The sequence below is a fragment of the Fructilactobacillus sp. X1R3C1 genome (genome assembly GCF_059901545.1).
On sequence record NZ_JBWXUT010000004.1, the window covers coordinates 33,978 to 60,371 of the forward strand.

General features: G+C 41.4%; 27 protein-coding genes. 4 read left to right on the plus strand and 23 right to left on the minus strand.

What is annotated here, in order from left to right; all coding sequences use genetic code 11:
* Positions 1 to 64 precede the first annotated feature (64 nt).
* The gene (locus AC6UD8_RS05055) at positions 65 to 262 is read left to right on the plus strand and encodes a hypothetical protein (RefSeq protein WP_500694170.1); all 198 of its coding nucleotides are present in this window, start codon (positions 65 to 67) and stop codon (positions 260 to 262) included.
* A 71-nt stretch (positions 263 to 333) separates the two neighbouring features.
* Here AC6UD8_RS05055 and AC6UD8_RS05060 read toward each other — a convergent pair whose 3' ends face one another.
* The 14 genes from AC6UD8_RS05060 to AC6UD8_RS05125 form a co-directional block, all read right to left on the minus strand.
* Positions 334 to 921 carry a KwaA family protein gene (locus AC6UD8_RS05060; protein WP_500699679.1) on the minus strand — a complete coding sequence of 196 codons (588 nt, stop codon included), beginning with the start codon at positions 919 to 921 and terminating at the stop codon, positions 334 to 336.
* A 29-nt stretch (positions 922 to 950) separates the two neighbouring features.
* On the minus strand, positions 951 to 1,856 hold the full coding sequence (locus AC6UD8_RS05065) for a Kiwa anti-phage protein KwaB-like domain-containing protein (protein WP_500699680.1): 906 nt from the start codon (positions 1,854 to 1,856) through the stop codon (positions 951 to 953).
* A gap of 195 nt (positions 1,857 to 2,051) precedes the next feature.
* The gene (locus AC6UD8_RS05070; RefSeq protein ID WP_500699681.1) at positions 2,052 to 2,888 is read right to left on the minus strand and encodes a MetQ/NlpA family ABC transporter substrate-binding protein; all 837 of its coding nucleotides are present in this window, start codon (positions 2,886 to 2,888) and stop codon (positions 2,052 to 2,054) included.
* Positions 2,889 to 3,292: 404 nt separating this feature from the next.
* Positions 3,293 to 4,168: a hypothetical protein gene (locus tag AC6UD8_RS05075; RefSeq protein WP_500699682.1), complete on the minus strand. Its 876-nt coding sequence runs from the start codon at positions 4,166 to 4,168 to the stop codon at positions 3,293 to 3,295.
* A 110-nt stretch (positions 4,169 to 4,278) separates the two neighbouring features.
* Positions 4,279 to 5,049 (minus strand): YibE/F family protein, encoded by a 771-nt coding sequence (locus AC6UD8_RS05080; RefSeq protein WP_500699683.1) that lies wholly within the window; start codon positions 5,047 to 5,049, stop codon positions 4,279 to 4,281.
* Positions 5,046 to 6,161, minus strand: a complete 1,116-nt coding sequence (locus tag AC6UD8_RS05085) for a YibE/F family protein (RefSeq protein WP_500699684.1) — start codon at positions 6,159 to 6,161, stop codon at positions 5,046 to 5,048. Before AC6UD8_RS05085 ends, AC6UD8_RS05080 begins: the two co-directional genes overlap by 4 nt.
* 133 nt (positions 6,162 to 6,294) lie before the next feature.
* Positions 6,295 to 7,551 carry a NupC/NupG family nucleoside CNT transporter gene (locus AC6UD8_RS05090; RefSeq protein ID WP_500699685.1) on the minus strand — a complete coding sequence of 419 codons (1,257 nt, stop codon included), beginning with the start codon at positions 7,549 to 7,551 and terminating at the stop codon, positions 6,295 to 6,297.
* A gap of 195 nt (positions 7,552 to 7,746) precedes the next feature.
* Positions 7,747 to 8,016 carry a hypothetical protein gene (locus AC6UD8_RS05095; RefSeq protein ID WP_500695971.1) on the minus strand — a complete coding sequence of 90 codons (270 nt, stop codon included), beginning with the start codon at positions 8,014 to 8,016 and terminating at the stop codon, positions 7,747 to 7,749.
* Between the two features lie 11 nt (positions 8,017 to 8,027).
* On the minus strand, positions 8,028 to 8,768 hold the full coding sequence (locus AC6UD8_RS05100; RefSeq protein ID WP_500699686.1) for an SDR family oxidoreductase: 741 nt from the start codon (positions 8,766 to 8,768) through the stop codon (positions 8,028 to 8,030).
* Between the two features lie 15 nt (positions 8,769 to 8,783).
* Complete coding sequence (locus AC6UD8_RS05105; protein WP_500699687.1) at positions 8,784 to 9,449, minus strand: SDR family oxidoreductase; 666 nt, start codon at positions 9,447 to 9,449, stop codon at positions 8,784 to 8,786.
* Positions 9,450 to 9,913: 464 nt separating this feature from the next.
* The gene (gene arcC / locus AC6UD8_RS05110) at positions 9,914 to 10,837 is read right to left on the minus strand and encodes a carbamate kinase (RefSeq protein WP_500699688.1); all 924 of its coding nucleotides are present in this window, start codon (positions 10,835 to 10,837) and stop codon (positions 9,914 to 9,916) included.
* Complete coding sequence (locus AC6UD8_RS05115; protein WP_500699689.1) at positions 10,838 to 12,256, minus strand: basic amino acid/polyamine antiporter; 1,419 nt, start codon at positions 12,254 to 12,256, stop codon at positions 10,838 to 10,840. It lies immediately after the preceding gene.
* A 79-nt stretch (positions 12,257 to 12,335) separates the two neighbouring features.
* Positions 12,336 to 13,385, minus strand: a complete 1,050-nt coding sequence (argF, locus tag AC6UD8_RS05120) for an ornithine carbamoyltransferase (protein ID WP_500695966.1) — start codon at positions 13,383 to 13,385, stop codon at positions 12,336 to 12,338.
* A gap of 16 nt (positions 13,386 to 13,401) precedes the next feature.
* Positions 13,402 to 14,640: an arginine deiminase gene (locus tag AC6UD8_RS05125; protein ID WP_500699690.1), complete on the minus strand. Its 1,239-nt coding sequence runs from the start codon at positions 14,638 to 14,640 to the stop codon at positions 13,402 to 13,404.
* Between the two features lie 599 nt (positions 14,641 to 15,239).
* On the opposite strand from AC6UD8_RS05125, the gene AC6UD8_RS05130 reads away from it, so the two are divergent.
* Positions 15,240 to 15,470, plus strand: coding sequence for a hypothetical protein (locus tag AC6UD8_RS05130; RefSeq protein WP_500694182.1), 231 nt, complete (start codon positions 15,240 to 15,242; stop codon positions 15,468 to 15,470).
* Positions 15,471 to 15,524: 54 nt separating this feature from the next.
* On the opposite strand, the gene AC6UD8_RS05135 is transcribed toward AC6UD8_RS05130, so the two are convergent.
* The gene (locus tag AC6UD8_RS05135) at positions 15,525 to 16,109 is read right to left on the minus strand and encodes an NADPH-dependent FMN reductase (protein WP_500699691.1); all 585 of its coding nucleotides are present in this window, start codon (positions 16,107 to 16,109) and stop codon (positions 15,525 to 15,527) included.
* Between the two features lie 194 nt (positions 16,110 to 16,303).
* Here AC6UD8_RS05135 and AC6UD8_RS05140 point away from each other — a divergent pair, with 194 nt between their 5' ends.
* Both AC6UD8_RS05140 and AC6UD8_RS05145 read left to right on the plus strand, forming a co-directional pair.
* On the plus strand, positions 16,304 to 16,507 hold the full coding sequence (locus AC6UD8_RS05140; RefSeq protein ID WP_500699692.1) for a hypothetical protein: 204 nt from the start codon (positions 16,304 to 16,306) through the stop codon (positions 16,505 to 16,507).
* A gap of 78 nt (positions 16,508 to 16,585) precedes the next feature.
* Positions 16,586 to 17,326, plus strand: coding sequence for a DsbA family oxidoreductase (locus AC6UD8_RS05145; RefSeq protein WP_500699693.1), 741 nt, complete (start codon positions 16,586 to 16,588; stop codon positions 17,324 to 17,326).
* 42 nt (positions 17,327 to 17,368) lie between these two features.
* Here the strand turns inward: AC6UD8_RS05145 and AC6UD8_RS05150 are convergent, their stop codons facing one another.
* The 8 genes from AC6UD8_RS05150 to yycF form a co-directional block, all read right to left on the minus strand.
* Positions 17,369 to 17,986 carry a YczE/YyaS/YitT family protein gene (locus tag AC6UD8_RS05150; protein WP_500699694.1) on the minus strand — a complete coding sequence of 206 codons (618 nt, stop codon included), beginning with the start codon at positions 17,984 to 17,986 and terminating at the stop codon, positions 17,369 to 17,371.
* A gap of 209 nt (positions 17,987 to 18,195) precedes the next feature.
* Positions 18,196 to 18,675 carry a 23S rRNA (pseudouridine(1915)-N(3))-methyltransferase RlmH gene (gene rlmH / locus AC6UD8_RS05155; RefSeq protein WP_500699695.1) on the minus strand — a complete coding sequence of 160 codons (480 nt, stop codon included), beginning with the start codon at positions 18,673 to 18,675 and terminating at the stop codon, positions 18,196 to 18,198.
* A gap of 586 nt (positions 18,676 to 19,261) precedes the next feature.
* The gene (locus tag AC6UD8_RS05160) at positions 19,262 to 20,521 is read right to left on the minus strand and encodes a S1C family serine protease (protein WP_500699696.1); all 1,260 of its coding nucleotides are present in this window, start codon (positions 20,519 to 20,521) and stop codon (positions 19,262 to 19,264) included.
* Between the two features lie 59 nt (positions 20,522 to 20,580).
* A complete protein-coding gene (locus AC6UD8_RS05165) occupies positions 20,581 to 21,369 on the minus strand; it encodes an MBL fold metallo-hydrolase (RefSeq protein ID WP_500694189.1) in 789 nt (262 codons plus the stop codon).
* Positions 21,370 to 21,399: 30 nt separating this feature from the next.
* On the minus strand, positions 21,400 to 22,245 hold the full coding sequence (locus tag AC6UD8_RS05170) for a two-component system regulatory protein YycI (RefSeq protein ID WP_500694190.1): 846 nt from the start codon (positions 22,243 to 22,245) through the stop codon (positions 21,400 to 21,402).
* Positions 22,245 to 23,555: a YycH family regulatory protein gene (locus tag AC6UD8_RS05175; RefSeq protein WP_500695956.1), complete on the minus strand. Its 1,311-nt coding sequence runs from the start codon at positions 23,553 to 23,555 to the stop codon at positions 22,245 to 22,247. The genes AC6UD8_RS05170 and AC6UD8_RS05175 overlap by 1 nt, the downstream gene beginning before the upstream one ends.
* Positions 23,539 to 25,398 (minus strand): cell wall metabolism sensor histidine kinase WalK, encoded by a 1,860-nt coding sequence (walK, locus tag AC6UD8_RS05180; protein ID WP_500694192.1) that lies wholly within the window; start codon positions 25,396 to 25,398, stop codon positions 23,539 to 23,541. Before walK ends, AC6UD8_RS05175 begins: the two co-directional genes overlap by 17 nt.
* Before the next feature lie 32 nt (positions 25,399 to 25,430).
* Complete coding sequence (yycF, locus tag AC6UD8_RS05185; RefSeq protein ID WP_039143559.1) at positions 25,431 to 26,144, minus strand: response regulator YycF; 714 nt, start codon at positions 26,142 to 26,144, stop codon at positions 25,431 to 25,433.
* Between the last annotated feature and the right edge of the window lie 250 nt (positions 26,145 to 26,394).

Below are 26,394 nucleotides of genomic sequence, written 5' to 3' on the forward strand. Positions count from 1 at the left end.
GAGCGTGTTATTAGTTATCTTTTGGCGCGTCATATGTAATAATACTAGTAAGGAGGTGAAAAACATGAACTTTTCTGGATTAGTTGAAACTGGCGATGGTCGTTTGATTAACGTGAACAACGTGAACTCAATCCATCCCCGCGAATCAGAAGGTAACATCATTTCATACCAAGTTACCTTCAACAACAATACTACTGAAGAAATCGACATCGATGCTTTTGAAGCCCTTAAGAACATCGCTTTGAACAAAGATAACAAGTAGGATTGGCAATACTTAGTAAAAAACAGGTCAACTGTGAGGTTGACCTGTTTTTGTGTAGTTATATTTTATTACTATTTAATTTTCTTTGCATATATAAACTTGGATGAATCAACTTGATACATTTTGATATCATCTCTATTAAAATCATTAACTTTATTTCTTGTAATCAATATAAAATCACTAGAAGAATTTTTAGCCTTAACTTTGTAAAACCTATATCCTAATAATGCCCATAATATATTAAACTGAAATGAGTCAGTAAATAAAAAATAAAATCCTTCAATAAAGAATAATATACAATTAGCTAATATAGATGAAAAATTAGTTATATCTAATGACAATAATGGAATAAGACAAGTAACAAAATAATTTAAAACATCCATATCAACAGATTCATAACTTTCAATTGAAAACACATCTTCATCATTACTATTTTTTCCAATATTCCATAACTGATAAATAACAATTAAAAAAGTTATCAAAGATACAACAGAAGTAATAATAATGGCTATCCAAAAACATACATTTTCTGTAAATAGCCTATAAAGACTAGGAAAAGAAAAACTAGACATATTTTGAAAAAAAAGCATTATAAATAATATAACGTATGATGAAATGAAAATAAAAATACGCTTTAAAAAATATAAGAACCCAGTCAAATTGATTTACCTCATAACACACCTAATTTTTATCTTCTTTTATCTATTCCAGGATGATCTTCTATCAACGTCCTATAATAAGCATCTTGCATCAAATGAACTATATCAGACAATTGTGATTTATGATATATTATTCTGTCATCGCGTATTTCTAATCCTAGATCAAACATTTCATTTATAGTTTGAACTCTATCTAAATGGTTCAAGAATTCAGTAGAATTATCATTATCAGAAATCTTTGCAATTCTTCTGATAATACTATTATTATCAAGTGCATCATGTATTAAATCATTAAAATTATCAATTCCTTGTTCAAAGTCTTCTCGATGATCATCAAAAAAATTCTCTGCATCATGTCTAAACCCCTCTTTTAGGTCAAGTACCCTTTCAAAAGAAATGTGATTAAAAATCATTATTCCTTCATCAATTCTAATGAAGTCAACCTGATCATCAGTCCCCAATAAACTTTGGGGCGAAAGATTCTGAAAATTATTTTCTCTAAAAACACCAATAAATCCCTTCTTAAATTTCTTAAAATTAATCGTTTTTCTAAAAGCATATAACGTATGTGTTTCACCATTTCTAGTTATGTAAAATTCATAGATAAAAAAATCATAATTATTATCATTACCATCAACCACAGGATTATTCAAAGAATTTATAACTACATCCAAGTTAGTATAATAATCTTCATTTGATGAAATAGTCTCAATCGTACCATCAGTTGCTCCTAGAATATTATACTCATCTCTTTCCTTATTTCCATTTGAAGTAAGGACTTGTGTAGTTATTTCTTTTAATTGATTCATAAGATCATCTGGACATTGAACGTCATGACTTATATATGTACCATCATTTCCCCTTTTTACTGCATGTAACCGAACATTAGAGTTTTCAATAATTTCACTTAACTCTGTAAAGTTTAAATTGTTCATAAAACTATCCTCCTACTTAATAATATATATTAAATCACAAGCTAAGCATAATAACAATAAAATCACTATTAACTCAACATATAGACAAGTGCTTTTCTTGTGAGTGAGTGATTGATCATTTAAAAGTTTCACGTGAAACAAAAAATCCTCCAAACATTTGGAGGATTTCATCGTATTTTTAGACACAGTGTTCAATTATTTCTCAGGAATTTCCCACTCGTGGTCCTGATTGTGTTTCTTCATGTAATTCATGAACTGCTTGGAGTTATAGGCCTTCTTGACGTCTTGCGCCCACTTGGTGTGCTCATTCTTCTTGTTTACAACAGCCAGCAGCATGTACTGACTCTGTGGATTTTCCTTCAGCAGCATTGAACTAGCGGGGATCTTAGCACCGTATGTGTCAGAACCAGGGATGATGGCGTAGTCCACGCTGTTTCTGGAACGTGGTTCGTTGGCCGAATCCATTTCATCAAATTTGAGGTCGTACTTGTTGTCGATGATGTCATTTTTAGTGGCCTTGATGGGGTCCACGCCCTTCTTCAACTTAATCCATCCCGCTTTTTCCATTACTAGAAAAGCTCGTGACATGTTGGATGGATCGTTTGGAATGGCAACCGTGTCACCCTTCTTGACGTCTTTTAAGCTGTGCTTTTTTGCGGGGTAAATCCCGGTTGGAATCGTTGGCACCTTGGTTAAGGCAACCAAGTTCCCGTGATTTTCCTTGTTAAAGTTATTCATGTAGGCGCCGTGTTGTTCAACGTTTAGGTCAACCTGACCCTGGTTTAACGCCATGTCGGCATTCAGTAAGACGGAGAATGACTTATTTTTAACCTTATAACCGTCTTTTTCAAGAATGGGTTTGATGCCCTTCATAAACAGGTCACTGTAAGGACCGGGCGAACTTGCTAAAGTAATGGTCTTCTTGTTTGACTGTGGTGCATGGGCCTTCTGGTATGGTCGGTATACAAACGTATATCCAAATAAAATCACGATAATTGCGACTAAAACGGTAATCCAATATCTCTTCTTCATCCTATTTCTCCCCTTCAACTAAGTAATCCTGTTTCTGCCAAAACCTTGTTAAACGAAACAATTAAAAAAATCAGTTAGACTATCCAATAAAGTTAGCCTAACTGATCCTTTTTCTCCACGTAAATAGAGTAGATTAGTATATTCGATTGAGTTGGAATTCACCAATCTCAGCTAGACTAACAAAATGTTGTATCTAACTGAGCACAAAAATTACTACACTTAGATACAGGCGTTTGATCAACACCCGCATCTAAAACTACGAACGCTGACCTACATGTAACAAGTACAGCAACAGTAAGTATTTTGATAGTTCGTAGTAATCGTTGTCATTGATTTCATCCCTTTCTTATTTTGCATTAATTTAACCACAGAAATCGCGAGTTGTAAAGGATAAAGTTCACAAATCATTTTATAATATTATTAGCTCCTTTAACAATGTAGGATGATAATGACTCAAGTCCTGTAATAATAGACTCAACATATTTTAACAAAACATCTAAATGTATATTTTGAGTACTATTTATAATTAAATTATTAACATCACCTATAGTTTTATTTATTTCAAATAACTTTTTATTGACTGTATCATTAAAATTCTTTACTTTATCTATTTTCTTCTGATCAGTAGTTCTTGTTTGGTAAACATGATTTAATGTCGTAAACGTATCAGAGTCTTTCATAAGAATTTTGATTAATTTTTCGACACTAATATTATTACGATCTAAAGAATCTCTATTGAAATATCCCTGGTGTAAATCTCCAAGTAAACTAATATATAAATCCGAGATTGATAATAAATCACTAGAAATGCTCATATAACCTTTAAAATTTTCAGTGGAAATTGCTGAATCAAAACTGTTCTGTCTTTCTTCTTCCAGTTGATTTTTCAATAGTTTATTTTGATGATCCATTTGTTTTTTTATATTTTTATTTTGAGCTTCAATTTGTCTATTGACATTCTCATTTTGAACATTTATTTGTTTTTCCAAAGAATTAGCTTGATCTTTAATTTGTCTATTTACTTGCCATACAACACCACAAATACCAATAATAGCACCAAAAAAACTTGCCCATCCATCACCAGTAATTCCAGCTTTAATTAGAAACCCGATTACTACTAAAATACTGACTATTACAACTACTATTTTCATCCAATATTGTTTTACAACCCTTAATCCTTTACATATCCAATTACAAACTTTACTTATCCATTTTAATGCTTGATATTTAAAAGAACCACAGTTTTTATCATTCTTGCAGCATGACCACTTCTTACTCATTACTCAAACCACCTTATCCATTAATACATCAAAGTATAGAAAAAATCATGTGAATTGTCTAATTTAATAAAAATAAAAAGCATCCGACTAATCGAATGCTTTTTACGTATTTATGCTTTATTTGCTTTCTTCAACTTGCGATGTTTCAGATACAGCATCACCGCGATGGTCACGGGAATGGTCAATACCACTCCAATGGCGGAAATCAACGTCATGATTAACTCCGACGCAAAAATCTTGTCGTTCATGACCATGCCGATACTGTAGTGCAAACGCGCAAACCAGATGAACAAACCAACTAACTCCCCGTAGAAACTAAAAAACAGGGTGTTAAAGGCCGTTCCAACAATTTCTTTTCCAATCGAAACCCCGATATAACTGAAGTCTTTATCGGAAATCTTGATGTTATGGTCCTGAATCTCAACTAAACCGGTGGCCATGGCAACGGCCGCTTCGGCCACCGCTCCCAGGCAACTCAGAATCGTCATTGCGCACGAAACGTTTAGGAATTTCACGCCAATTAAGAGCGACATTCCTTCCAAATCTTCGGTATTTTCGGGTCCAAAGCCTTGCACCTGCGCCCAATGTTCCACTGGAATGATCAATGCAATTACGATTGCCACCACGATTAACGAGGTCACAAACGCTACGTCGGCGTTCCGGCCTTGCTCATTACCGAAGTAAATTGTAATGACGAGGATAATGACGGCGTTAACCAGTGTGACCCAGAGGTACGGAATGCCGAACGCAATCAAAACGACGGACATGAAAACCAGTCCAAAGTTACATAGTAACCCAATGAAGGCCACGAAACCCTTGGAGCCCCCTGCCAGCAGCATTGCGAAAAAGAGAATGATTAATAAGACGGTCATGGTACTCATTTAATCACCTTCATTTCACAAAGTGCACTCGCAATCAGGCTGGTAATCGGCACCGTCAGCGTAATCCCAATCGCGCTAATCAAACTTTGAATGATCCCAAGTGACATAATCATTGAGAACGAGTAGCCCCAGCTATTGCCGTTTCTTAAAAACAGCACCATCATGGGAAAAGTCCCAGCAACGAAGATCAGGAACAAGACGTTAATCAACGGTCCCATGATTGACCGCCCGATGTTTTGACCATTCTTTAAGAGTTTCAAGAACGAAAGACTGTGGTCTTCTTCATAAACCGCAAACAGGCTGGACGTGATATCGGCTGAGAGGTCCATGATGGCCCCCAGCGACCCAATCATACAACCAACGAAGTAGATTGGCAGTCGTTTTTGGGTCACATAGTCCATCATCTCAAAGTTCATGCCCCGCTCGTGCGTGACTGACAGGACAATGAACGCAATCAGAATCGCGACCGCGGTCCCTAGAATCGTGGACGAAATCGTCACGACCGTCTCCTTTGACACCCCAAAAATCAGAATGGCGGTGACAATCGTGAAAATGACCGACAAGATGGCAAATAAAACAAACGGATTGAAGCTCGTTCCCACGTCAATTGAAACCGCCAAAAAGAACAGGATGGCGTTAATGATGATACTCAAAAGCGCCATGGAGCCACTAAACTTCAGAATCACCAGCAACAGCATCACCGTTAGCCAGATTAAGAAAACCACCGCGGTGTCCCGCTTAAAGCCATTGATCAAAATCGACGAGGGCTTTAAATTCTTGTTAGCAACGTGGATAAAGACCTGTTGTCCGGCATGATACTTCATGTCGGTCGCCCCGGCACCAGAATACTGGTTGTTGGCGGTAATTGTCTTCCCCTTGTACTCCCCGTTTAAAACTTTCAGCGTCAGTTTCTGATTCTCTTGGTAATCATGATTCTTAAATTCATCAGTTTGTGAAGTGCGACCGTAGTTATGCACGTTTACGACTCGAGCCACCGTCTGTTTGTACATTGGTGCGTCAAAATGGGTGAAGGTCACGGCGACGATCCCCGAGATTAGCACCAAGACGATGGCGAGCCAACGAATCTTTAGCTTTGGATGGATTCGTTTCAAATTCTCATCCCCTAATTATTTACGTTCAGTGTATCATACTAAAATTAAGTTTCGCTAAACTTACGTATTTATAACTAGACAACAAAAAACACCTCTGAATTAAATCAGAAGTGTCATGAATTTTATTTAATAATTACCAAACGAATAGTCCGACAATTCCAGCCGAGAGTAATGATACCAAGATTCCGGATAGGATTAAGTATCCAACGTTTCTGGAAATAACGTCGTTCTTTTCCCGACTTACAAGACCTTTCAAGCATCCAATAACCATGCCAACGGTACTGAAGTTGGCAAAGGAAGTCAAGAAGACACAGAGTTGGGCTTGGTAGTGAGCTGGGAAGATGTGTAAGTTGTTGATATGGGGAGCAATGGCACCCATGACCACGAATTCGTTAGTTACTAACTTGGTTCCCATGTACTGAGCAAACTGGAAGGCGTGGTTAACGTCCATCCCCATCAGCCATGCAAATGGGAACATCACGATTCCAAGTAAGTGTTGAAGTGACAACCAAGGATTAATGAGTCCCAGTAACTTACTAATTAAGTTAGCAAGAGCAACGAAGGCAATGACGTTGGCGGTAATAATTAATACCAACTTACCGGCACCTAAGATTGAGTCACCCAAAAATGAGAAGAACGGTTCTTTCTTGGGTTTTTCCGGCTTATCAGCAACCGTTTCCTCAGCAACCTGTTCTGAAGGTTCCGTCATCGTCGCAATTGTGTCTTCTTCAGGCGTAACGTGAACCGGATTCAGTAGTGAAGTCACGATGATGGCGTTCAAGATGTTAAGCGGGATCGCGGTTAAGACATATTGACCCGGAATCATCTGGGTGTACGAACCAACGATCGCAGCGGTGATACAAGACATCGACATCATGGCGACGGTCAAGAGTCGTTCACTAGATAATTTTTTGAGTTGCAGACTAGAAACAGCTAGGGCTTCAGTGTTGCCAAGGAACATCATTTCAACGGCGTAAAATGATTCGAACTTTGGTTGTCCCGTGACCTTTGATAACGCAATTCCGATCCATTTAATGATAAATGGCAAAATCCCAAAGTATGTAAGGATATCAAACAACGGAACAATCATTAAGATTGGAAGCAGTGCTGAAGTCACAAAGTTCATCTGTTTGACGTGTACCCAGTTGGGAAGTGCAAAGGCAATCCCAGTGTAAGCAACCTGCACAATCCAGTTGAATCCTTCAGCGGCACCCTTGACAGCGTCTCGACCCCAACTAAAGCGAGTAAGGAGAAACGCGATGACTAGGTTTAAGACTAAAACGACGATGACCGATCGCCAGTTGACGTGCTTGTGATCCTTGGAAAACAAAAAGGCAATTCCGAGGAACACGGCGACCCCAATGATGTTAATGATTAGATAGTAATTCATCGAACTTTCTCCTCCATTTTATATGCAATGTTCGGATATTGTCAGATAACAAAATTCGAACAACCTGTTTTTTATAATAATAGTATTAAACATTAACAATTTCAACCTTCATCGCGGAAATGGTTCACGGATTGGTTAATTTTCCCGTAAAAAAAGACTAATTATCGGTTAAAACCAACAACTAGTCTAATTAATTTATTTCTTTTCTCGTCGTTTATCAATGCGTTCGTCGTACCACGTAAAAATCAGGAGCAACCCAATCATAATCAGATTGACAATCGACTGCAGGACCTGATCTGGAACTAGTCCATACATTAAGACGGTGATCAAAAACAGCACCAGGTACTTAGCCGAACGCAGATACTCCTGGGTGTAGACGTAGCGCGCAAACTGCATAATTGACAGGATGGCGATGATTAAAAACGAACCATCCCGTAGAACGTGTTTGGATACATCAAGTTTCATATGCGTCAGTCCTAAACCTGATCAGTTGGTCGAATCACGATTTCGTTGACCGAGGCATCCTTTGGCATGTCAATGGCGTACAGGATGGATTGCGCAATCCGTTTGGGACTAAGCGGCGTCAAGTCGTATGACTCAAACTGCTTCTTGATGTCTGGATCGGTAATGTGATTAGGCAATTCGGTATCGACCGCACCGGGTGAAATCATGGTAACTCGAATGCCAGACTTGGCATTGGCTTCTTCTTCTCGTAATGAATCACTAATCATCTTAACGGCCGCCTTTGTGGCACTGTACACCCCACTGTTAATTCCAGAAGTGTGAGCCGCCACCGAAGCGGTGTTGATGTACTGGCCACCACCTTGACCACGCATCGTATCAAGGGAAGCAGTAATGCCGTACAAAACACCCCTGATATTGACGTCAATCATGAGATTCCAACCCTTGACGTCACCCTTAATCAGTGGTGATTGGGGCATCACACCAGCATTGTTCATCCAAACGTCGATGCGACCAAACTGGTCAACCGCAGCGGACGCCAGGTTTCTGACCTCATCGAGTTTGGTGACATCGGTCTTCTGAATGGCAGCCACGCCACCGTCAGCTTCAATATCTTCCTGAATCGCACGTAAGCGGTCCTCTCTTCTAGCGCCCAACACGACCTTGGCGCCGTTCTTTGCCAACAACTTGGCGGTCGCTTCACCAATTCCACTAGAAGCTCCCGTAATTACAACTACTTTATCTTTAACAGCCATCTTAATTCTCCCTAACTATTTTAAATTGTTAAGTGCAGTTTCGATACTCATGTCACCACTGTGCATGATGATTACCTTGTCAAAGGCATGTTGGTTATTTAAAACGTCAAACAAGACCTGTGAAACGTCGTTGATTGAATTTGAACCAGGTTGGTCATCATTAAAGGTTACTTCGCCGGTTCCAGGGGTCTCAAGCAAGGAACCCGGTTGTAAAATGGTGTAGTTCAGGTTGGTGTCGTGAATTAACCAGTGGTCGGCCATGAACTTAGCAGCCTGGTAGTCCTGTAACTTGGCGTAGTGTTTCTTTCCTTCCCACTGGTCTGGTTGAAGCGCAAAGGCTGAACTGAGCATGATGTAACGTTTGACGCCGGCTTTTTCGGCGGCCTGCATGGTCTTGATGGCTCCGTAACTGTCAACTAGGACCACGTTGTGTCCACCAGATCCAGCGGTGAAGTAGATGGCATCAAAGCCCTTCATTGCGTCGGCCATTTCGTTAACGCTCATGTCGACGATGCTAAACTTCATGGTGTTAATTTTGGGACGTTCCTCAACGGTGTCCACAAACTTGACTTCTTCAGGATGACGAGCCGCAATGGTAACCGAATCGTCAGTGTTTTTTTGAAATTGTTTTACTAGGTCAGAACCGACTCTTCCGGTTCCACCAATAATCATAATCTTCATAATTGAAACCTCCTATATACGTCTAAAGCATAACAAATTCAACTAAACGTTAATAGCGATATGCATGTGAAGTTTATGTTAAAGCCAGCGTTAATCGTGCCACCGTTCAATCACATAAAATAAATAAAGATAGACATTTTTATCATGTATGATATACTATGTTTGTACCGCGTAGGCGGTAGTTTTCAAACAAGATGCACTACTCCTTTCTATTTGATGGTTATGACCCACAAGTACCATGAAGTTCCCTTGCAACTACTTTTGATAGTTGCAAGGGAACTTTTTGTTTTAAAGACTAATCATGACATTGGATTACCTCTAACTAGATAAGAATAATCTTTGACATTTCGTTCTTAAATGCTAATATCAAATTGGAAAAATGGTTATAGTCCCGCGGACCACTTAATAACAACTAAAAATCACCCAAAGACTAGTTCATAGTCATCGGGTGATTTCTTCAGTCGTTACTTTTTAATGACCGTTGCTCGACCGTTTTCCTCAAAATCGGCAACGTTATCTAATGATGTAATCACGGCTTCCTTGTCGGTGTTTTTCACAAACTGCATCGCCGCTTGAATCTTGGGTTCCATCGAACCCTTACCAAACTGACGTTGTTTTAGATACATGTCCAGTTCGTCAAGCGACACGTATCCCAGTTCTCTTTGATTTGGTTTACCGAAATTAATGGCCGCCTGGTCAATGCCAGTCAGGATAATTAACTGATCAGCATTGACCATTTGTCCGATTAACGAAGCCGTAAAGTCTTTATCAATCACGGCTTCCACGCCCTTGACATCACCGTCATCGGTCATGACGACCGGAACGCCTCCGCCTCCACCAGCAATGACAGTGAACCCACTGTCAACCAGGGTGCTAATTTGTTTCGCCTCTAAAATGCTGATGGGATGAGGCGATGGAACGACCCGTCTGAATCCGCGTCCGGCATCTTCGGCGAATTTCCAGTCCGGATGTTTCATTAAGACGGAATTAACGTCCGCGTAAAACGGACCGATGGGTTTGGTTGGATCCTTAAACGCTGGATCATTGGGATTGACTAATACCCGCGTGACAATGGTTGAACTAGTCATATCATTGTCTGAGAGGGCATCCCCAATCCACAGTCCTAACTCACCTTGAGTCATCGCTCCAACCACGTCAAGTGGCATTGGCGGATTTTCCTTCGTGCTACCGTTTAGTTCTTGGAGTAACAAGTTTCCAACCTGCGGGCCATTGCCGTGAGTAATCACTAACTGAAGGTTCTCAGTTGAATTACGCACAAACTTCACGATTTTTTTCGTGGTTTTTTTTAAAGCTTCTCTTTGCCCTTTTGCAGTTGGATCATCGGTTAAAATCGCATTGCCACCTAGAGCTATCACGATTCTCTTCATTTACGACACTCCTATCTTTCCCATAAATAGAGCAATGACCGCCCCAATGGCAGCAATCGTTATCAATGCCATCATGATCCATTCAAAGGGTGTGATTTTACGTCCTTGATTCTTGATTGCCTTGATGTAGAAACCAAAGCCTAGAACGTATGCAATTGAGCATAACCACAAGAATTGTAGTCCCGCCACTGCGATTCCGACAACTTCAAACAATAGAGCTAGGATTCCCGGCATCATTTTCTTAACCGAATGAGCCTGAAGTCCAGCCTTAATTTGATCGGCACCAACCAGCGCGTAACAAATCACAATCGCTGCCGTACACAGCGAGATTGCCAGGTTGTACGCCTGATCGGTAAATAGTAACGAAATCAAAACAATTTGTACCAAAATCTGAGTTAACCATAATGAGTGTGAAGGTGAATTGTGCTTGTTTAAGTAACCGAACCACCGGGGTAGTAGCTTCTGATCAGCTAGTTGTGACGTCGCTTCAACCGGAAGCATGGTCCATGACAGGAGGGCACCGACCATGGTGATTATAAGTGAGATACTGACAAAAGCCGCACCTATTGGTCCAATCATATCTTTAACAACGTAGGTCAGGGCCGGGTTGCTCAACTTAGCTAGTTTGGCTTGGGGTAAGTAACCATATGGTAGCATCGCAATCACGATGTTGATGATCAAGAGTGAGATGGTGCCAATAATGGTCGCCTTGGCCGCATCAGAACGCTTCTTAGCGCGTCCTGCCATCATCGTGGCACCTTCAATCCCGATGAAGATCCACATGGTGGTGATGATACAGCCCTTGACTTGATCAAATACCCCCATTGCCGTCGCCGGACTATACGTGAAGTTAGTACTAAAATTAGCCCAGAAGTGGGCGGTGAAAACGTTAGCTTTGAATAAGACAATTCCTAAGATTGCGAAAGCAACCAAGGGAATTATTTTTATTACGGTGATAATGGTATTGATGAAAGCCGCGTTTTCAATCCCCATCGTTACTAACCACGTGAGTAGCCACGTGAATACCGACGCAATGATTACCGCTTGAATTGAGTTGCCTGATCGAAAAACCGGAAAGAAATAACCGATCGCTGACATCATCATGGTGGCAAACGCAATGTTACCAAGCCATGCCGATAGCCAGTATCCCCAGCCCGATAGAAATCCAGCAAAGTCACCAAATCCATCTCTGGCAAAATCGGAAATTCCAGTCAGTTCTGGTTTATCCTCACTTAGAGACTTCAAACTCATTGCTAGTGCAAAAATTCCGACTCCCGTAATAATCCACGCAACCAGCGCGGGTCCCGGAGTGGCCGCTGCCGCAATCTGTTCACTGGCATTATAAATTCCAGCGCCAATCGCGGAACTAATGACCAGCATGATTAATCCAAATAATGAAACTCCCTTTTTATTTCCCATATAATTTACGCAATCCTCTCAAATCCTAATTTAGGACATGATTGTATCATTGATAATCCTATTTATGCTTTAGTAAAATTTAATTTTCGTTGTACATACTTAAGTCGCCTAAAGTGGCGGCCATAATTGCCATGATCGAGTGCTTGCGGTTGCCAGCTTCAACGAACTGGCGCCCGTAAGGACTTCTAAAGACCTCGTCGGTTACTTCCATTTCGGGACTGTTTAGGCCCTTGTACTTTTTAACTGCCTCTTTGGCAGTGGTGGTGTTGCCGTCATGGAAGGCTGGTAGACAGTGCATGAAAATCAATTCATCGTCAGGGGTGCCCGTCTTTTTCATTAAGTCCATGTTGACTTGGTATGGTAGTAGTTGGTCAATTCGTTGTTGCCAGTTGTTTTCACCCATTGACACCCAAACGTCGGTGTAGATGATGTTAGATCCTTTGACCCCTTTGTCAATGTCAGAGGTAATCATGAAGTGGGCTCCTGATTCCTTGGCGTACTTTTCCGCTAAGTCAACCACTGATTTTTCGGGGTGCAGTTCGTCTGGAGCCACGATGTGAACGTTCACACCCAGCATCGAACCGGTCACCAGTAAAGAATTAGCCACGTTATTTCGCCCGTCACCAACAAAGGTCAACGTGAGCCCCTTTAAGTGACCGAAGTTTTCTTTCACGGTCATGAAGTCAGCAATCATTTGAGTGGGATGCCACTCGTTTGAAAGACCGTTCCAAACGGGAACTCCCGAGTACTTGGCCATGATTTCCATGTCGGATTGTTCAAAGCCCCGGTACTCAATCCCGTCAGCCAGTTCGCCAAAGACTCGAGCGGAGTCTTCTACCGATTCCTTTTTGCCGAACTGACTTGAGGTTGGATCAATGTAGGCCGTGTTTCCACCTAAGTCGTCACCACCAAGTTCAAACGAAAGTCTGGTTCTGGTCGAAGTCTTTTGAAACAAGAGCACCAGGTCCTTGTCGTGTAAATACTTGGTTACCTTGCCGTACTTCTTGTGTTCGTTTTTCAAGTTAATGGCAAAATCAATCAAAGCTTCAATCTGGGCTGGTGTAAAATCAGACTCCTTTAAAAAAGAACGTCCCTGCATTGATTTTAATTCCTCTAGTAATGTACTCATTTAATTTGCTCCCCCTCTAATTATTTTTATCAAGTGGTTCACGAATGATTGGTTGTGACATACAACGAGCTCCACCACGGCCACGCGATAGTTCTGAAGACAAAATCTCGTAAACGGTAATACCGTGTTTCCGCATCACATCAATCGTGACCGTGTTGCGATCGTATGTGACCACTTCCCCAGGGGCAATTGCCAGGTTATTTGACCCATCGTTCCACTGTTCACGTGGAGCGGCAACTGGGTCACCATTACCGGTCTCCATCATGTCAATCTCAGATAATCCAAGAACTTCCTTGAGTGTATCCGGCAGACTTTCACGATGTTCCATGTTGATGGTATTGTTTTTTCCGGGATGAAGGATGTTAATATTCATCTTACCACCGTTCATGATCCCTGGATATACGGTAAATTGGTCGTAGTTGACCATGGTGAAGACCGTATCTAGATGCATCATGGCATGGTTATGCGGAATTTGAACCGCCACGATTGTGTCAAAATGTGACTTCGGATCTTCAAAAAGTTTGTGAGCCAGTTTTTCAATCGAACGAGTTGAGGTTCGTTGCGAGCAACCAATTGCCATGACGTGATCGTTTAAAACGAGTTCGTCACCACCCTCAATCCGAGCATCATTATAGCGGTCCAGCCAAACGTCAACTTTTCCGGCAAACCGTGGATGATACTTCATCACGTACTCCGTGATGAGTGACTCCGGACGCCGCGCCTCAAAAGTCATGTGGTTAATCGTTAAACCAGATCCCATCGAAGCTTGCGGATCCCTGGTAAAGTACGCATTTGGTAGTGGATCCAGTAGGAAGGGATCAAAAGCGTTCGTCCCGGCCACGTCGTGCAAACTTGGGTGAGTAAAATGAATTTTATCTCGTCTTAGGCCGGCATAAATCGTACTGACCAAGTCGTGAATCGAGAGACTCTCAAAGTAGCGCTTGATGTCCTCTGCCGAACTACCCGTGTAGTAGTGTTCACTTAGGTAAGTTGACTCAAAATCATCCCTTACGTCATCCTTTTTTAAGATGTCTTCCAACAAATCCTCGATGTACACAACCTCCACTCCATGATTACGGAGTAGATTGGTGAAATAATCGTGCTCTTTGTCAGCGATTTTTTTATACGGGATGTCATCAAACAACATCTGCTTCATGGTATCCGGAATGACATTTTCAATCTCTTTTCCGGGCCTGTGCATTAAGACAGACTTCAGCTGCCCAATTTCAGAGTTCACTTCAATTGCAGATTTCATAATAATCCTCCTTAAGATTGTTATTCATGCTTATGGTTAAACGATTTAACCACCCATATCGTACGGGGTTTCGCAATTTATAACAAGCATTTTAACCGACTAGAAAAAGTTTCCTAGTCGTACGTCAATAATGATAACTGTTTCACAAATTTTGTCAAATCGTTCAAAGGTCGATAATTTGTAAAAGCGGATATGTGTTGATACACTGGGAAAGTTAAACATTTTTATCAAATTTTAACTAACTTTTTAATAGTTACATGTTTAACAATCGTCGCATCAGAAAAATCCTCGAACGTAATATAACTTGGCTCTTAATTAATTAACTTTGTTGAATGTACTGATTAATGATAATCCATTATTAGTTGATACTTAGACCGTTTAAATCAGCCTTAATCGCCAGTGCTTGTCAACCATCTAAAATAATTAAAAATAATCTCGCTTTTGTTTTAACGCAATGGTATAATTAGTTCGGTAATGAGAAGTACCAATCAATCTCTTTTGCCATTTTAAAAACATACCTGTGCACCAAATCTATTGAGAGACCTCCACGTCTACTCGGATTTGGTGTTTTTAGTAAAACAGAAAGGAGGTTACTTGAATTGACAGTCTTTAAGGAACTACTTGAACTAGTGATTTTGGTGTTACTGATGGTCTTAACCTTTTTTCATCCCAATCCTTGGGTGGGAATTGGCCTAAACGTCCTTTTAATCTTAATCTTGTGGCTCTTCCCCGAGGGAAGTAATAAGATTAACAAACTCTTCAAGTACATAATCACAGCGGTCTTCTTGATCTCGATTATCCTGATCGTCTTGCAGATGATTTTTCAATAAAAAAAGGAGCACTTCATTTTTTGAAGTGCTCCTTTTGCGTATTTATTTATAGTCCTAATTACCTAAAAGCTTGGTGTAAGAAGCAATGTCACCTACCGCATCCTTTAACTGTTTGGAATAGTACTCTTCTGATGGCGCATTACTTACAAAATTGCCATCCTTTTCAAAGTTGTCGTCAATGTGACCAATCATGGTCATGTGTGGCAACATTACCATTCCCAACATAGATAAAGTGGGAAGAATGCCTAAAGCGGAAGCTTGACCAGACAAGGCACTGCTAGAATACGAAACAATTCGGGCAGGCTTGTCAGCCGTTTCAAAGCCAATATAATCAAGGGCGTTCTTAAACGCACCAGAAAGACCGTTGTCATAGACTGGTTCGATAAATAGATAACCGTCACCAGCCTTGATGTTATCAATCCACTTCTTGGGTGCCCCCGTTAATTTCCGGTCAGGATCACCCATTGGTGGTAGTGGCTCATTGAAGATTGGTAAGTCTAAATCACCAATATCAATAAAGTTCAACTTGACCTCGTTGTCAGACTCAAGTTCTTCTGCGTTCTTCTTTAAAAAGTTAAAAATTCCGGCACCACTAGAATTGGATCGGGCACTACCTAAAATTACGTCAACTGTTTTCATTTAATCTCTCTCCCTTTACTCACAAAAAGTAAGTTAATATGTACTTTAATTCTATTTAATTTCCGAAATAAAAGCAAGCAAAAGGTCCGCTTCGTAGTTGGCCTATCACAATTCTTTATAAATTAGTTAACTTTCATTACAATCAAAACCCACTATACTATAATAAGGTGAGAAGTAGATGAGGGGGAAGTAACATGAAGAATTGGCTTAATAAGATTCTCAAATCAGTCCATGGCGATTCTAACAAGAAGTCATCGGATCATGCCGAGAATAAAAATCAAAACACTCCAAATGAAGCAAAAAACAGTGATAGTAAGCAAACCACTGAACAAAACCAAGATCCAAAACAAATCAAAAACGATAAGTTACTTGGAACAAGCAACGCCATTGATAAGTGATTCTTAAGCAAGATGATTGTGATTGATTCAGTTGAACACTATACTTTAGTTAGTAGATAATTTGTAGGAGGTACTAAAATGACGAAAAAAATGGAAGTCCAAGTTTGGTCCGATATTGCATGTCCATTCTGTTACATCGGACGGGCCCACTTCAAGTCCGCACTAAGTGATTTTGACCATAAGGACGACGTTGAGGTTCATTACAATAGTTTTGAACTTGATCCAAACGCATCTGGTGAACCAGAAACCATGGCTGACCACATGAGTAAGGAAAAGGGGATGTCAAAGGAAAAAGTTTCCGAATTCTTATCAACCATCACCGAACTGGCAAACGAAGCTGGTTTAAAGATGGATACCGGAAAGATTAAAGTAGTGAACACCTTAAAAGCTCACCGTTTACTTCACTTTGCGGGAACCAAGGGTAAAGAATCCGAACTGATGGACAAGTTATTTGAGGCTTACTTCGCCGACGGTTTAAACGTTGACGACAACTCCGTTTTAGTTGACCTTGCCATGAGCGTTGGTTTAAACCAAGACGAAGTCAAATCTGTTATAGACAGTGATAAATTCAAGGACGACGTCCGAGCTGACGAAGCCGCCGCTCAACAAGTTGGAATTAACGGAGTTCCGTTTTACATTTTCAACAAGAAGTACGCCGTTTCTGGTGCTCAACCGGTAAAAGTCTTCAAGTCCGCTTTAGACAAGGCTTGGGATAGCTTTCAACCAATTGAAATGGTTGGTGGCGATGACGACCAACAAAAAGGCGCTAACTGTGAAGGCGGAAGCTGCAGCGTTGACCCAAATGATAATAAAAATTAATTAAACTAAACGGTCCACTGGATTTTTCCAACGGACCGTTTTTTATTTAATCAGATGGAGGTGTCTGCCCCAGAGTTCCACAAACGGACCCGAACATAACGAGATGATGACCGTCATGATTCCAATTGGACCAGAAACGAGGAACGCCAAAAACATGAAAAGCACATCCTGAATCACTCTTACTAACCAGTACGGCATGTGCAATCTTTGAGAGAAAATGGGAGCAATCGCGTCATACGAGGACACCCCGAACTTGGCCGACATGTAAACGGCAATTCCGACCGTGAATATCAGGAATCCAAGGACAGCGAACAACAATTTCAACCAGAAGTTATCGAACACCAAGTAGGCACCGAACCAGAGCGTGAAATACTGAACCCCGTAACCCACCAGCATATTAATCAAAGTCCCAAAACCAATCTGATGGTAATCCAAAATCAGCACGATGACCAACAGGATCATGTAGTCGATGAACTGGATGTTACCCAAGCCAAGCGGTAAATGGTGCGATAATCCGACACTTAACGCGGTAAAGGCGTCCATTCCTAAGTTTTCTTTCCGCATCAACGTCATTCCCAAAGCGATAATCGCCGTTCCAATAGCGGTAATTAGAACTTGAACCAGAAAACGCAGCACCCGATGCGAATTTAAATTTTTCATTATTAATGACATCCTTTCGGCGTGTACGTGTAATTGAAGCAAATATCCATATTTTACAAATAAAATAATAAAAAAAGCTAATCATAACTGATTAGCTTCACCACAGTAACCACACCTAACTTGCGAACATGGAAAAGATGATCCGAACATCTCTTCCCTTTTAAATCCATAATTATTATAATCTTAGTTTCTAATCAAAGTCAATCAGTCTATTTATGGTACGGACTGCCGCTATTAATCATGAAAGCCCGATAGATTTGTTCGGTCAACACTAAGCGCATCAGCTGGTGCGGTAGCGTAAAACGACCAAATGACAGTTCAAAGTTAGCCCGTTTTAAGACCTTACGAGCAAGTCCCAACGACCCACCAATCACAAAGGTAATGTCCGAGTGACCGTACGTTGCGAGATCCTTGATTTTCTTCGCAAAGGCTTCAGAGGTCAGTTCATCGCCTTGAATTGCCAAAGCAATCACATACTCGCGGTCTTTAATTTTAGCCAAAATTCGGGTTCCTTCTTGCTCCATCACCTCGTCCATTTCCGCTTGACTAAGGTTCTCAGGCGCCTTTTCGTCGGGAACCTGAACAATCTTAAACTTGCAAAAACGAGAAAGTCGTTTGACGTACTCATTAATTCCGTCTTTGAAGTATTTTTCCTTCAATTTTCCAACTACCACCAATTTAATGTTCATAAGTCGACTCCTTTAAACAGACTATCCACAAAGTTATCCACAGGTACCTTCACAAACTATCACGTTTCTGGAGAATTTAAAGACCTGTTAATATTTCGATTTTGTCAACAACATTTTTATTTATCCACAGAAATAAACAAGACATACGTTCGTTAACGCAATTTTCGTTGTTGTGATATCAACGTTTATCGCGTTCTTTTTTTAATAAAATTTTGTTACATAAACTTATGCACACTTCCTGTGGATAACTTCTCGATACTTTTCCACTATCATTAAAAGCCTCAATTACAGCTTTTGTGTTTTCACAATGAGTTTATCCCCAAAGTTATGCACAGACTTTTACCACTTGACATTTCCAACCACGTATTTTCTGATTATTAATTTTTTTTAAACCAATTTTGTTCGGAGTTTACCGTCAATCCCTCTATCACGGAACCCATAAGTATCGTTACAATCATCACAACTAAAATTCAGGCTTTAAACGGACAATTGATTCAATTATCGCATTAAGCTATCCGAATGTCAGTTCACTCTTTTCAAACAAAAAATGTTCGCCGCATTTACTCTACGACGAACATTTTTTAAATTACTGCTGTTTTGCTTGCTGATCTAGCGTAATCTCAGCCGTTTTCATTTGCCCATTATGATAATAGGTAACGGAAATCTTGTCGCCAACGTTATGCTCATACAGGATGTCACGTAACTTACCCTGATTGGTAATGTCTTTTCCAGCCAACTTGGTAATCACGTCATTTTTCTTGAGACCCGCATTAGCGGCTGGTGATCCACCCCTAACGTCCATCACCACAACTCCATTGGTAACGTTTGAAGGGAGCTTTAAAATCGATTTCTGCTGCTTAACCGAGATGTTAGCTAGGTCCACGTACTTAATGCCTAGTTCGGGACGAATTACCTTTCCGTTCTTAATGAGCTGGTTGATAATCCGTACGACCTCGTTACTTGGAATGGCAAAACCCATCCCTTCAACACTGGTACCGGAACTATCTTTCGACAATTTCATGGAATTAATTCCCACTACTTGACCAGCGCTGTTTAGGAGTGGTCCTCCCGAGTTTCCGGGATTAATGGCGGCATCGGTCTGAATAACCGTTGCGTCACCGGCACTGGCGTTCTGTTGCCCATTCTCGGTGCTAGCCTGCGGAACTTCCCGCTTCTTTGCGGAAATGATTCCCTCAGTCAGAGACGAAGCGTACTCAGAACCAAGTGGCGATCCAATCGCAAGGGCGGTTTGACCCACCTTGATGTCGTCAGAATTACCGAAGTTAGCCACCTTATTGACACCATCGCCGTTAATCTTAAGAACGGCAAGGTCGGTTACGGCATCATGGCCAATTAGCTTAGCTTCCTTTTTCTGGCCGTTACTCAAGATGACTTCCAGGTTGGACGAACCAGACACCACGTGATTGTTGGTCACAATGTACGCTGAGCCGTTATCCTTATTGTAGACAACTCCAGAACCCTCACTAATCTGTTGCTGATCCTTTTGGTCTTGGCCACCATTGTCTCCGCCATTTCCTCCGAACACGCCACCAAACATACCCTGAAGTGGATCAGAGTCACTGGACTTGGTCTTCTCGGTGTTAATGACCGAAACAACGGTATCCTTGTTGTCCCTAAAGACTTTTTCCGCCTGATTAGAGGCATTTACCCTTACATTCTCAACTTTTGCGGTTCCGCCACGATTAGAACCCGCAGGGACGGATTGAGTTCCTAGAGACATTCCGCCGTTATACCACGAAATCCCACCATAGGCAATTCCACCGCCCAATAGACCGGCTACTAGTGCCACGATGGCAACTGTTAGTAGCGGATGTGTTCTCTTCATATTTACACCCCATTTAATATTATTCTATCAAATAGTTTTTAAAAAAGTATCAATTATTCTCAAAGAGTTATTAAATCGGATGGTTTTTCGACATCGGTGTCAAACAAATTGAAGTCTTGTCCGACCCCAAAATCTTCATTTTCAAGCATGGAAGCGACGGTAAGATGAGCCAGTGACTTCATGTTGTTATGGTGACTGCGGTGTCCGATGAAGATGTTCTTAGTGTCACGTCCGATGATTTTCATCATGGCGTCCGCGCCGTCTTCGTTTGATAAATGTCCCTCATCACTCATGATACGTTGCTTGGTTGGCCACGAATAGTCGCCGTTTCTCAGCATTTCCACGTCATGATTACACTCTAAAACGTACGCGTTGGCGTCTCTTATGACCCCTTCAATGTGATCAGAGACGTAGCCCGTATCAGTCAACACCACAAAACTCTTATCGCCGTCGTGAAAATTGTAGAACTGGGCGTCGGCAGCATCATGGGACACACTGAAACTTTCAACGTCCAAGTCCCCAAATGACTTAGTGGTATCGGGATCAAAAATAAACTTTTGTTCCTCAGGAAATTTTCCGATCTTGTTACCCATCGCGTTCCAGGTCTTCTCGTTCGCGTAGACCTGCATGTCATACTTACGCGCCAAGATTCCCACTGATTTGGCATGATCGGTATGTTCGTGGGTCACAAATAACTTATCAACGTCGGTCAAACTCCGTCCAATCGAATTCATGAGGTTCTCAATCTTTTTGCCCGACAGTCCGGCATCAAGTAAGACCTTGTGCTGGTTCGTCTCAATATAAGTAACGTTGCCGCCACTTCCGCTCGACAATACACTGATTTTCATTGGATCTTCGCTCAACTTATTCCCAGCTTTCTAATTATCTTCTGTCCCACTTGTGATTTTATTTTTAAAGTTCTCCTGAACGTTTTCGGTCTTTAAGACCGACCCAGTGAAAGCGTTAATCCGCCTTATGGAAACGTCCTTGGAGTTGCGGGTCTGGATGGCAATGACCCAAGTAGGGATGTAGACCCCATTATTATTAATGTTTAACAATTTAGTGTACGATCTTCTAGTCCAAAGCACCCTGGAGTTGTTGGGAATCTCATTGTACTGGTAGAGCCAGATCAGTGCCCGTTCTTCCGAAATGGTCTCAGAACTCTCGTGTAAAATCTTGATGTTATTAAGCGCCGTTTGCGTATAACTCTTAATATTCCCATCGTCATCTAAATAGAAGATGATTCTGGCATTATTGTCCATCAAATTACTCGTCAAAGCCTTCTGAATGTAGACAATCTTACTTGAATTGGACTGGTTTTGGTCGTACTCATAATCCTCACCGTTAATCACAAAACTCTTTCTTTTCATGAGTGGATCCAGTGTGTTCTGTGGGTTCCGATTATCAATGTCAATTGGCGTCCGCAACGTACTTACGACCGCTCCATTTTCAAAGCGCGCGTCCTGATTTTTCAAATTACCCATCTCATTTGCGAGATTACCATCATTAGAAGCGGAAATGTAGTAACCGTTAGAGCGCTTATTAGAGAGCTTGCCAACGGAAATTTCATCCCTGCGCATTTCTTTTATAATGGTGGAGTTCGCACTGTTTTGACTCGTGTTCTCTGACTGCATGTTTTGGTTTTGAACAATCATTAGGACCAAGAAGACGTCTAAAATAATGAAAGCCAGCAAGAAGATTTCTTGAATTCGCTTAAAATTCATTAGAAGCTCTCCTTTCCGGTCCCATTGCCAATCAACTGGGAGTTAATCCAGGTGCCGTCGTAATTAACGAACCATGATGGCTGCAAGGTGATTAACTGCTTATTGTTCTTTTCGGGAACAACTTGGTAACCAAGGGTGATGGATCTGACCTTCTTCATGTCAATTCCCTGAGCGGATAGTTGGTTTAAGATTGTTCCAGTACTTGGAAGGGTGGTACTTTCGGCGTTCGTTGGAATTGGGATTTGGAAACTTAAAAGTGAAAATTCATAACGATTGGCTCCACCATTTCCCATCTTAAACGAACACGTTCCCAGTCGCTTCTGATTGAAGACCGGATAACCCTCCACAAACGTTCGGTAGGTGACGGTGTTTTTGACCGGATTATAACTGTCAAAACGAGCATTATCCAGTGGAATTCCTAGTTTATTAGCGTAACGATAAGCTGAATTTAAAACATCCTCATAGCTGTGGCCCCGCTTACTTTGCTGGTAGTCCTGATAAATAACGTTGTCCTCATTGTCAAAGTTTAACGACTGGTCCCGACTACTGTAGGTCGTACTCTTCTTTCGGTGCTTAACGCTGGTATCCGTCGTATTACCCAATACCCGATTAATGTAGGCCGTCTGGGACTGTTCTGCGAGTAAATACCCGTAATTACGCATCTTGACCTGGCTTGGGTAGAAGAGAAACGGGCGATCGTTTAACGTCCGCATCTGAACGTCCACGCTTTGAACTTTCGTAGTAAGAATGTTCTGTAACTTGGCTAAATTCCGCTTTTTAGTGGTGACCTGGTACACGTGGTAACCGTCATCGCCTAGCAGGTAAAAGTGGGTACTGTCATTTAGTGGGATGACCATGCGATCAACGTTGAAATCATTCTTTTTCACCTTATGATTAAAAATCTTACTTAACAAATTAACTGGAACTTCGCCACCATAATTCAGCATCAGCGAATTTTCAGAGTTAAGGGTATCGATATACCGCTTTTGGTTATCCTTTGAGACCTCTTTGATTGACTTGACCTGATAGGTCTTGATGTTTTTGACGATTTCACCGGTCAAACTCGTGGTCTCACTTGTGAGCGACTTCTGTTTCCCACTCCTAGTGGTAGTAATAACCTCGGTGGGAGAATAGATATCATAACGATTCTTCGAAGAAACTTCGCTTTTAAGCGTAGCAGACTTATCCTGATGCATTCGACTCCCAAAGCGAGCTGGATTAACCAGTAGCGCCACGATGAGCACTAAACTGACTAGTACGGCAATGCACAGTGAAACCGGTAAAATATAAGGTTTAAGCTTCTCCTTCATCCCAAAGATCCTCCTCGACTGGTTCGTTTGGTAGTGAAATATAGAACGTTGAACCCTTTCCTTCAATACTATCGACCCAAATATGGCCACCAAAGGCTTCCACAATTTCCTTAGAGATTGCGAGCCCAAGTCCACTTCCACCTTGAGCCCGTGAACGAGCTTTATCGACTCGATAGAAACGATCGAAAATATGTTTAATGGCTTTTCGTGGCATTCCTAGTCCCTGATCAGAAATACTCATGATGATGCGGTTGTTCTGTTCGTACAGCCGACAGGTAATGACGCCACCGTCTGGTGAATATTTGATTGCATTATTCATAATGTTATCAATGACCTGGGTAAAACGGTCGGTATCGATGTCAGCCCACAGATCCTGCTTAGTAAAGTCCCGTTTAATGGAATAATTCTTCTTTTTCGGATCGTCATCGGTCTTAATGATCATGTCAAAACGATCCAAGATGTAGTTAAAGAGCTTGTTGATGTTAACTAGTTCCGTATCGTACTTCTGGGTCCCAGAATCCATCCGCGATAGTGTCAAAAGGTCGTTGATCATTCGAATCATTCGGTCGGTCTCGTCCTGAGTGACCTTCAAAAATTTGGGTGCCAACTTTTTATCCTTCCAAGCGCCGTCCTGCAAGGCTTCAATGTAGGAATGCACACTGGTTAAGGGCGTTCGTAGTTCGTGTGAAACATTGGATACAAACTGCTTCCGATCGTCATCAATCTTTTGTTGCAAGGTGATGTCATGGAACACGCAAACAAGCCCATTAATAAAGCCGGATTCACGCTGAATCAACGAAAAATGAGCTGATAAAATCAGCTTATGGTCGTGATCAGAAAAGTCCAAGTTGACCTGTCCTGGGTCTTCAATCAAGTTTTTAAGGGTGAACCGGTCGCGTAAATGCAAGACATCTAGGATGGACTTACCGATGACCTGTTGCTTACTAACGCCTAGAAAACTAAGCGCCTCATCGTTGATGATGATGACGTTTCCGCGACGATCCGTGGCAACCACCCCGTCGGTCATGTTATCTAAGACCGAATCCAGACGCCTTCGCTCTGACTCGGTTGACTCCTGAGACTCTTCCACCCGCACTGACAGGTTGTTGACGGCCTTCGCTAGTTGACCCAACTCGTCATTTCCGTAGACCTTAACGTGCCCCGAATAATTTCCGCGAGCAATCTGTTCCGTCTGCTTCTTCATCGCGTCGATTGGCTTCGTAATGGCCCGAGAAATAATGAACGTTAACAGTAGTCCCAAGATGATGGCAACGATCGCCGCAAACAGATAGATTAAGGTGATACTGTTAATGTTTTGATAAACTGGGTTCAGATTAGCCCGAACGTAGACGACCCCTTCCATGTTGTTCTCGTTTCCCTGACTGTTAATCAAGGGTGTAATCATGGTGTAGTAACGGTTCCCATCACTGTAGGTGTTTTTCTCGATGGTTTTACCGTTATTTAAAGCGTTCTTGATATCATTGTCGGTGGTCTTTTGCCCCACTAACGACTGGTCGCTACTCTGATTGGTTCCACGGATGTTTCCCCTGGAATCCACCACCAGAATATCATCAGAATTGTTGGTATCAACGTCTTCCAAGATCGTCTGGATCTGCTTATTAGCCTTGGTTTGATTCTTTTTGGCTAACTGCTTTTTAAGGGATGTATTAACGTAGGGCTTCAGTTGGATGGAGTCCTTAAACGTATTCAAATTTTGGTACTCGAGTTGACGCACAAAAACGGCACCCACTACTTCCAAGGTAATGATCATCATTAAGGCGAAAACTAACGCAATCTTAAAATGAATGGACCTTAAAAAGTGCCAACGTCTTTTCTTCTTCATTACATGAATACCTCTAAACTAATCAATTTGGGTTATTCTTCTTTTTCGGAATCCCGCAGGTAATAACCAACCCCACGTCTGGTTACTAACCACTTGGGGTGACTTGAATCATCTTCAATTTTTTCTCGTAAACGACGTACGGTCACGTCGACGGTTCGAACGTCACCGAAGTAATCGTAGCCCCAAACCGTCTGAAGCAAGTGCTCTCTGGTCATCACTTGACCAATGTGTTGGGCTAGATAATGAAGAAGTTCGAATTCTCGGTGGGTAAGATCAACACCCTTTCCGCGTTTAGTAACGGAGTAAGAGTCAGGATGAATCACCAGGTCACCGATTTCGATATCGTGATTATCGTCTTTCCCTTCCCCAGCTGAGCCAGTGATGTTCTGCCGTCTCAAGTTGGCCTTGACCCGTGCCACTAATTCACGGTTGGAAAATGGCTTAGTAACGTAATCATCGGCACCGAGCTCTAGGCCCAATACCTTGTCGAGTTCAGAATCCTTGGCAGTCACCATGATAATTGGCATGTTGTGGGTCTTTCGAACTTCCTTGGCAACTTCTAAGCCATCGACCTTTGGCAACATGAGATCAAGAATAATGAGGTCAGGCGTGTTACTATCAACCTTATCAAGGGCCTCTTGCCCATCGTGTGCGACGTCAACGTCAAATCCTTCTTTGGTTAAACTAAATTTTTCAATGTCTGTAATTGGTTTTTCATCATCGACAACTAGAATTTTTTTCTTCATAATATTATTTGTCTCCTTTGAACTGCTGGCAGTCCCCATATCAATCAAGTTTGGGATCAAGACTTATTTTACGCTCAATCCTAGTTAAATTGTAACACATCAAATTACTCGCTTCACGTTATTCAACAACTGTTGTTAATTAATAACAGCTCTTTTCAGTATTTCTTCCGTATCTGCAATTTCGCCTTTTTTTGTAAATTAGTGTTGCATGGGGTTTTGCGGTATGCTATTATAATGAATGTACTTTTGA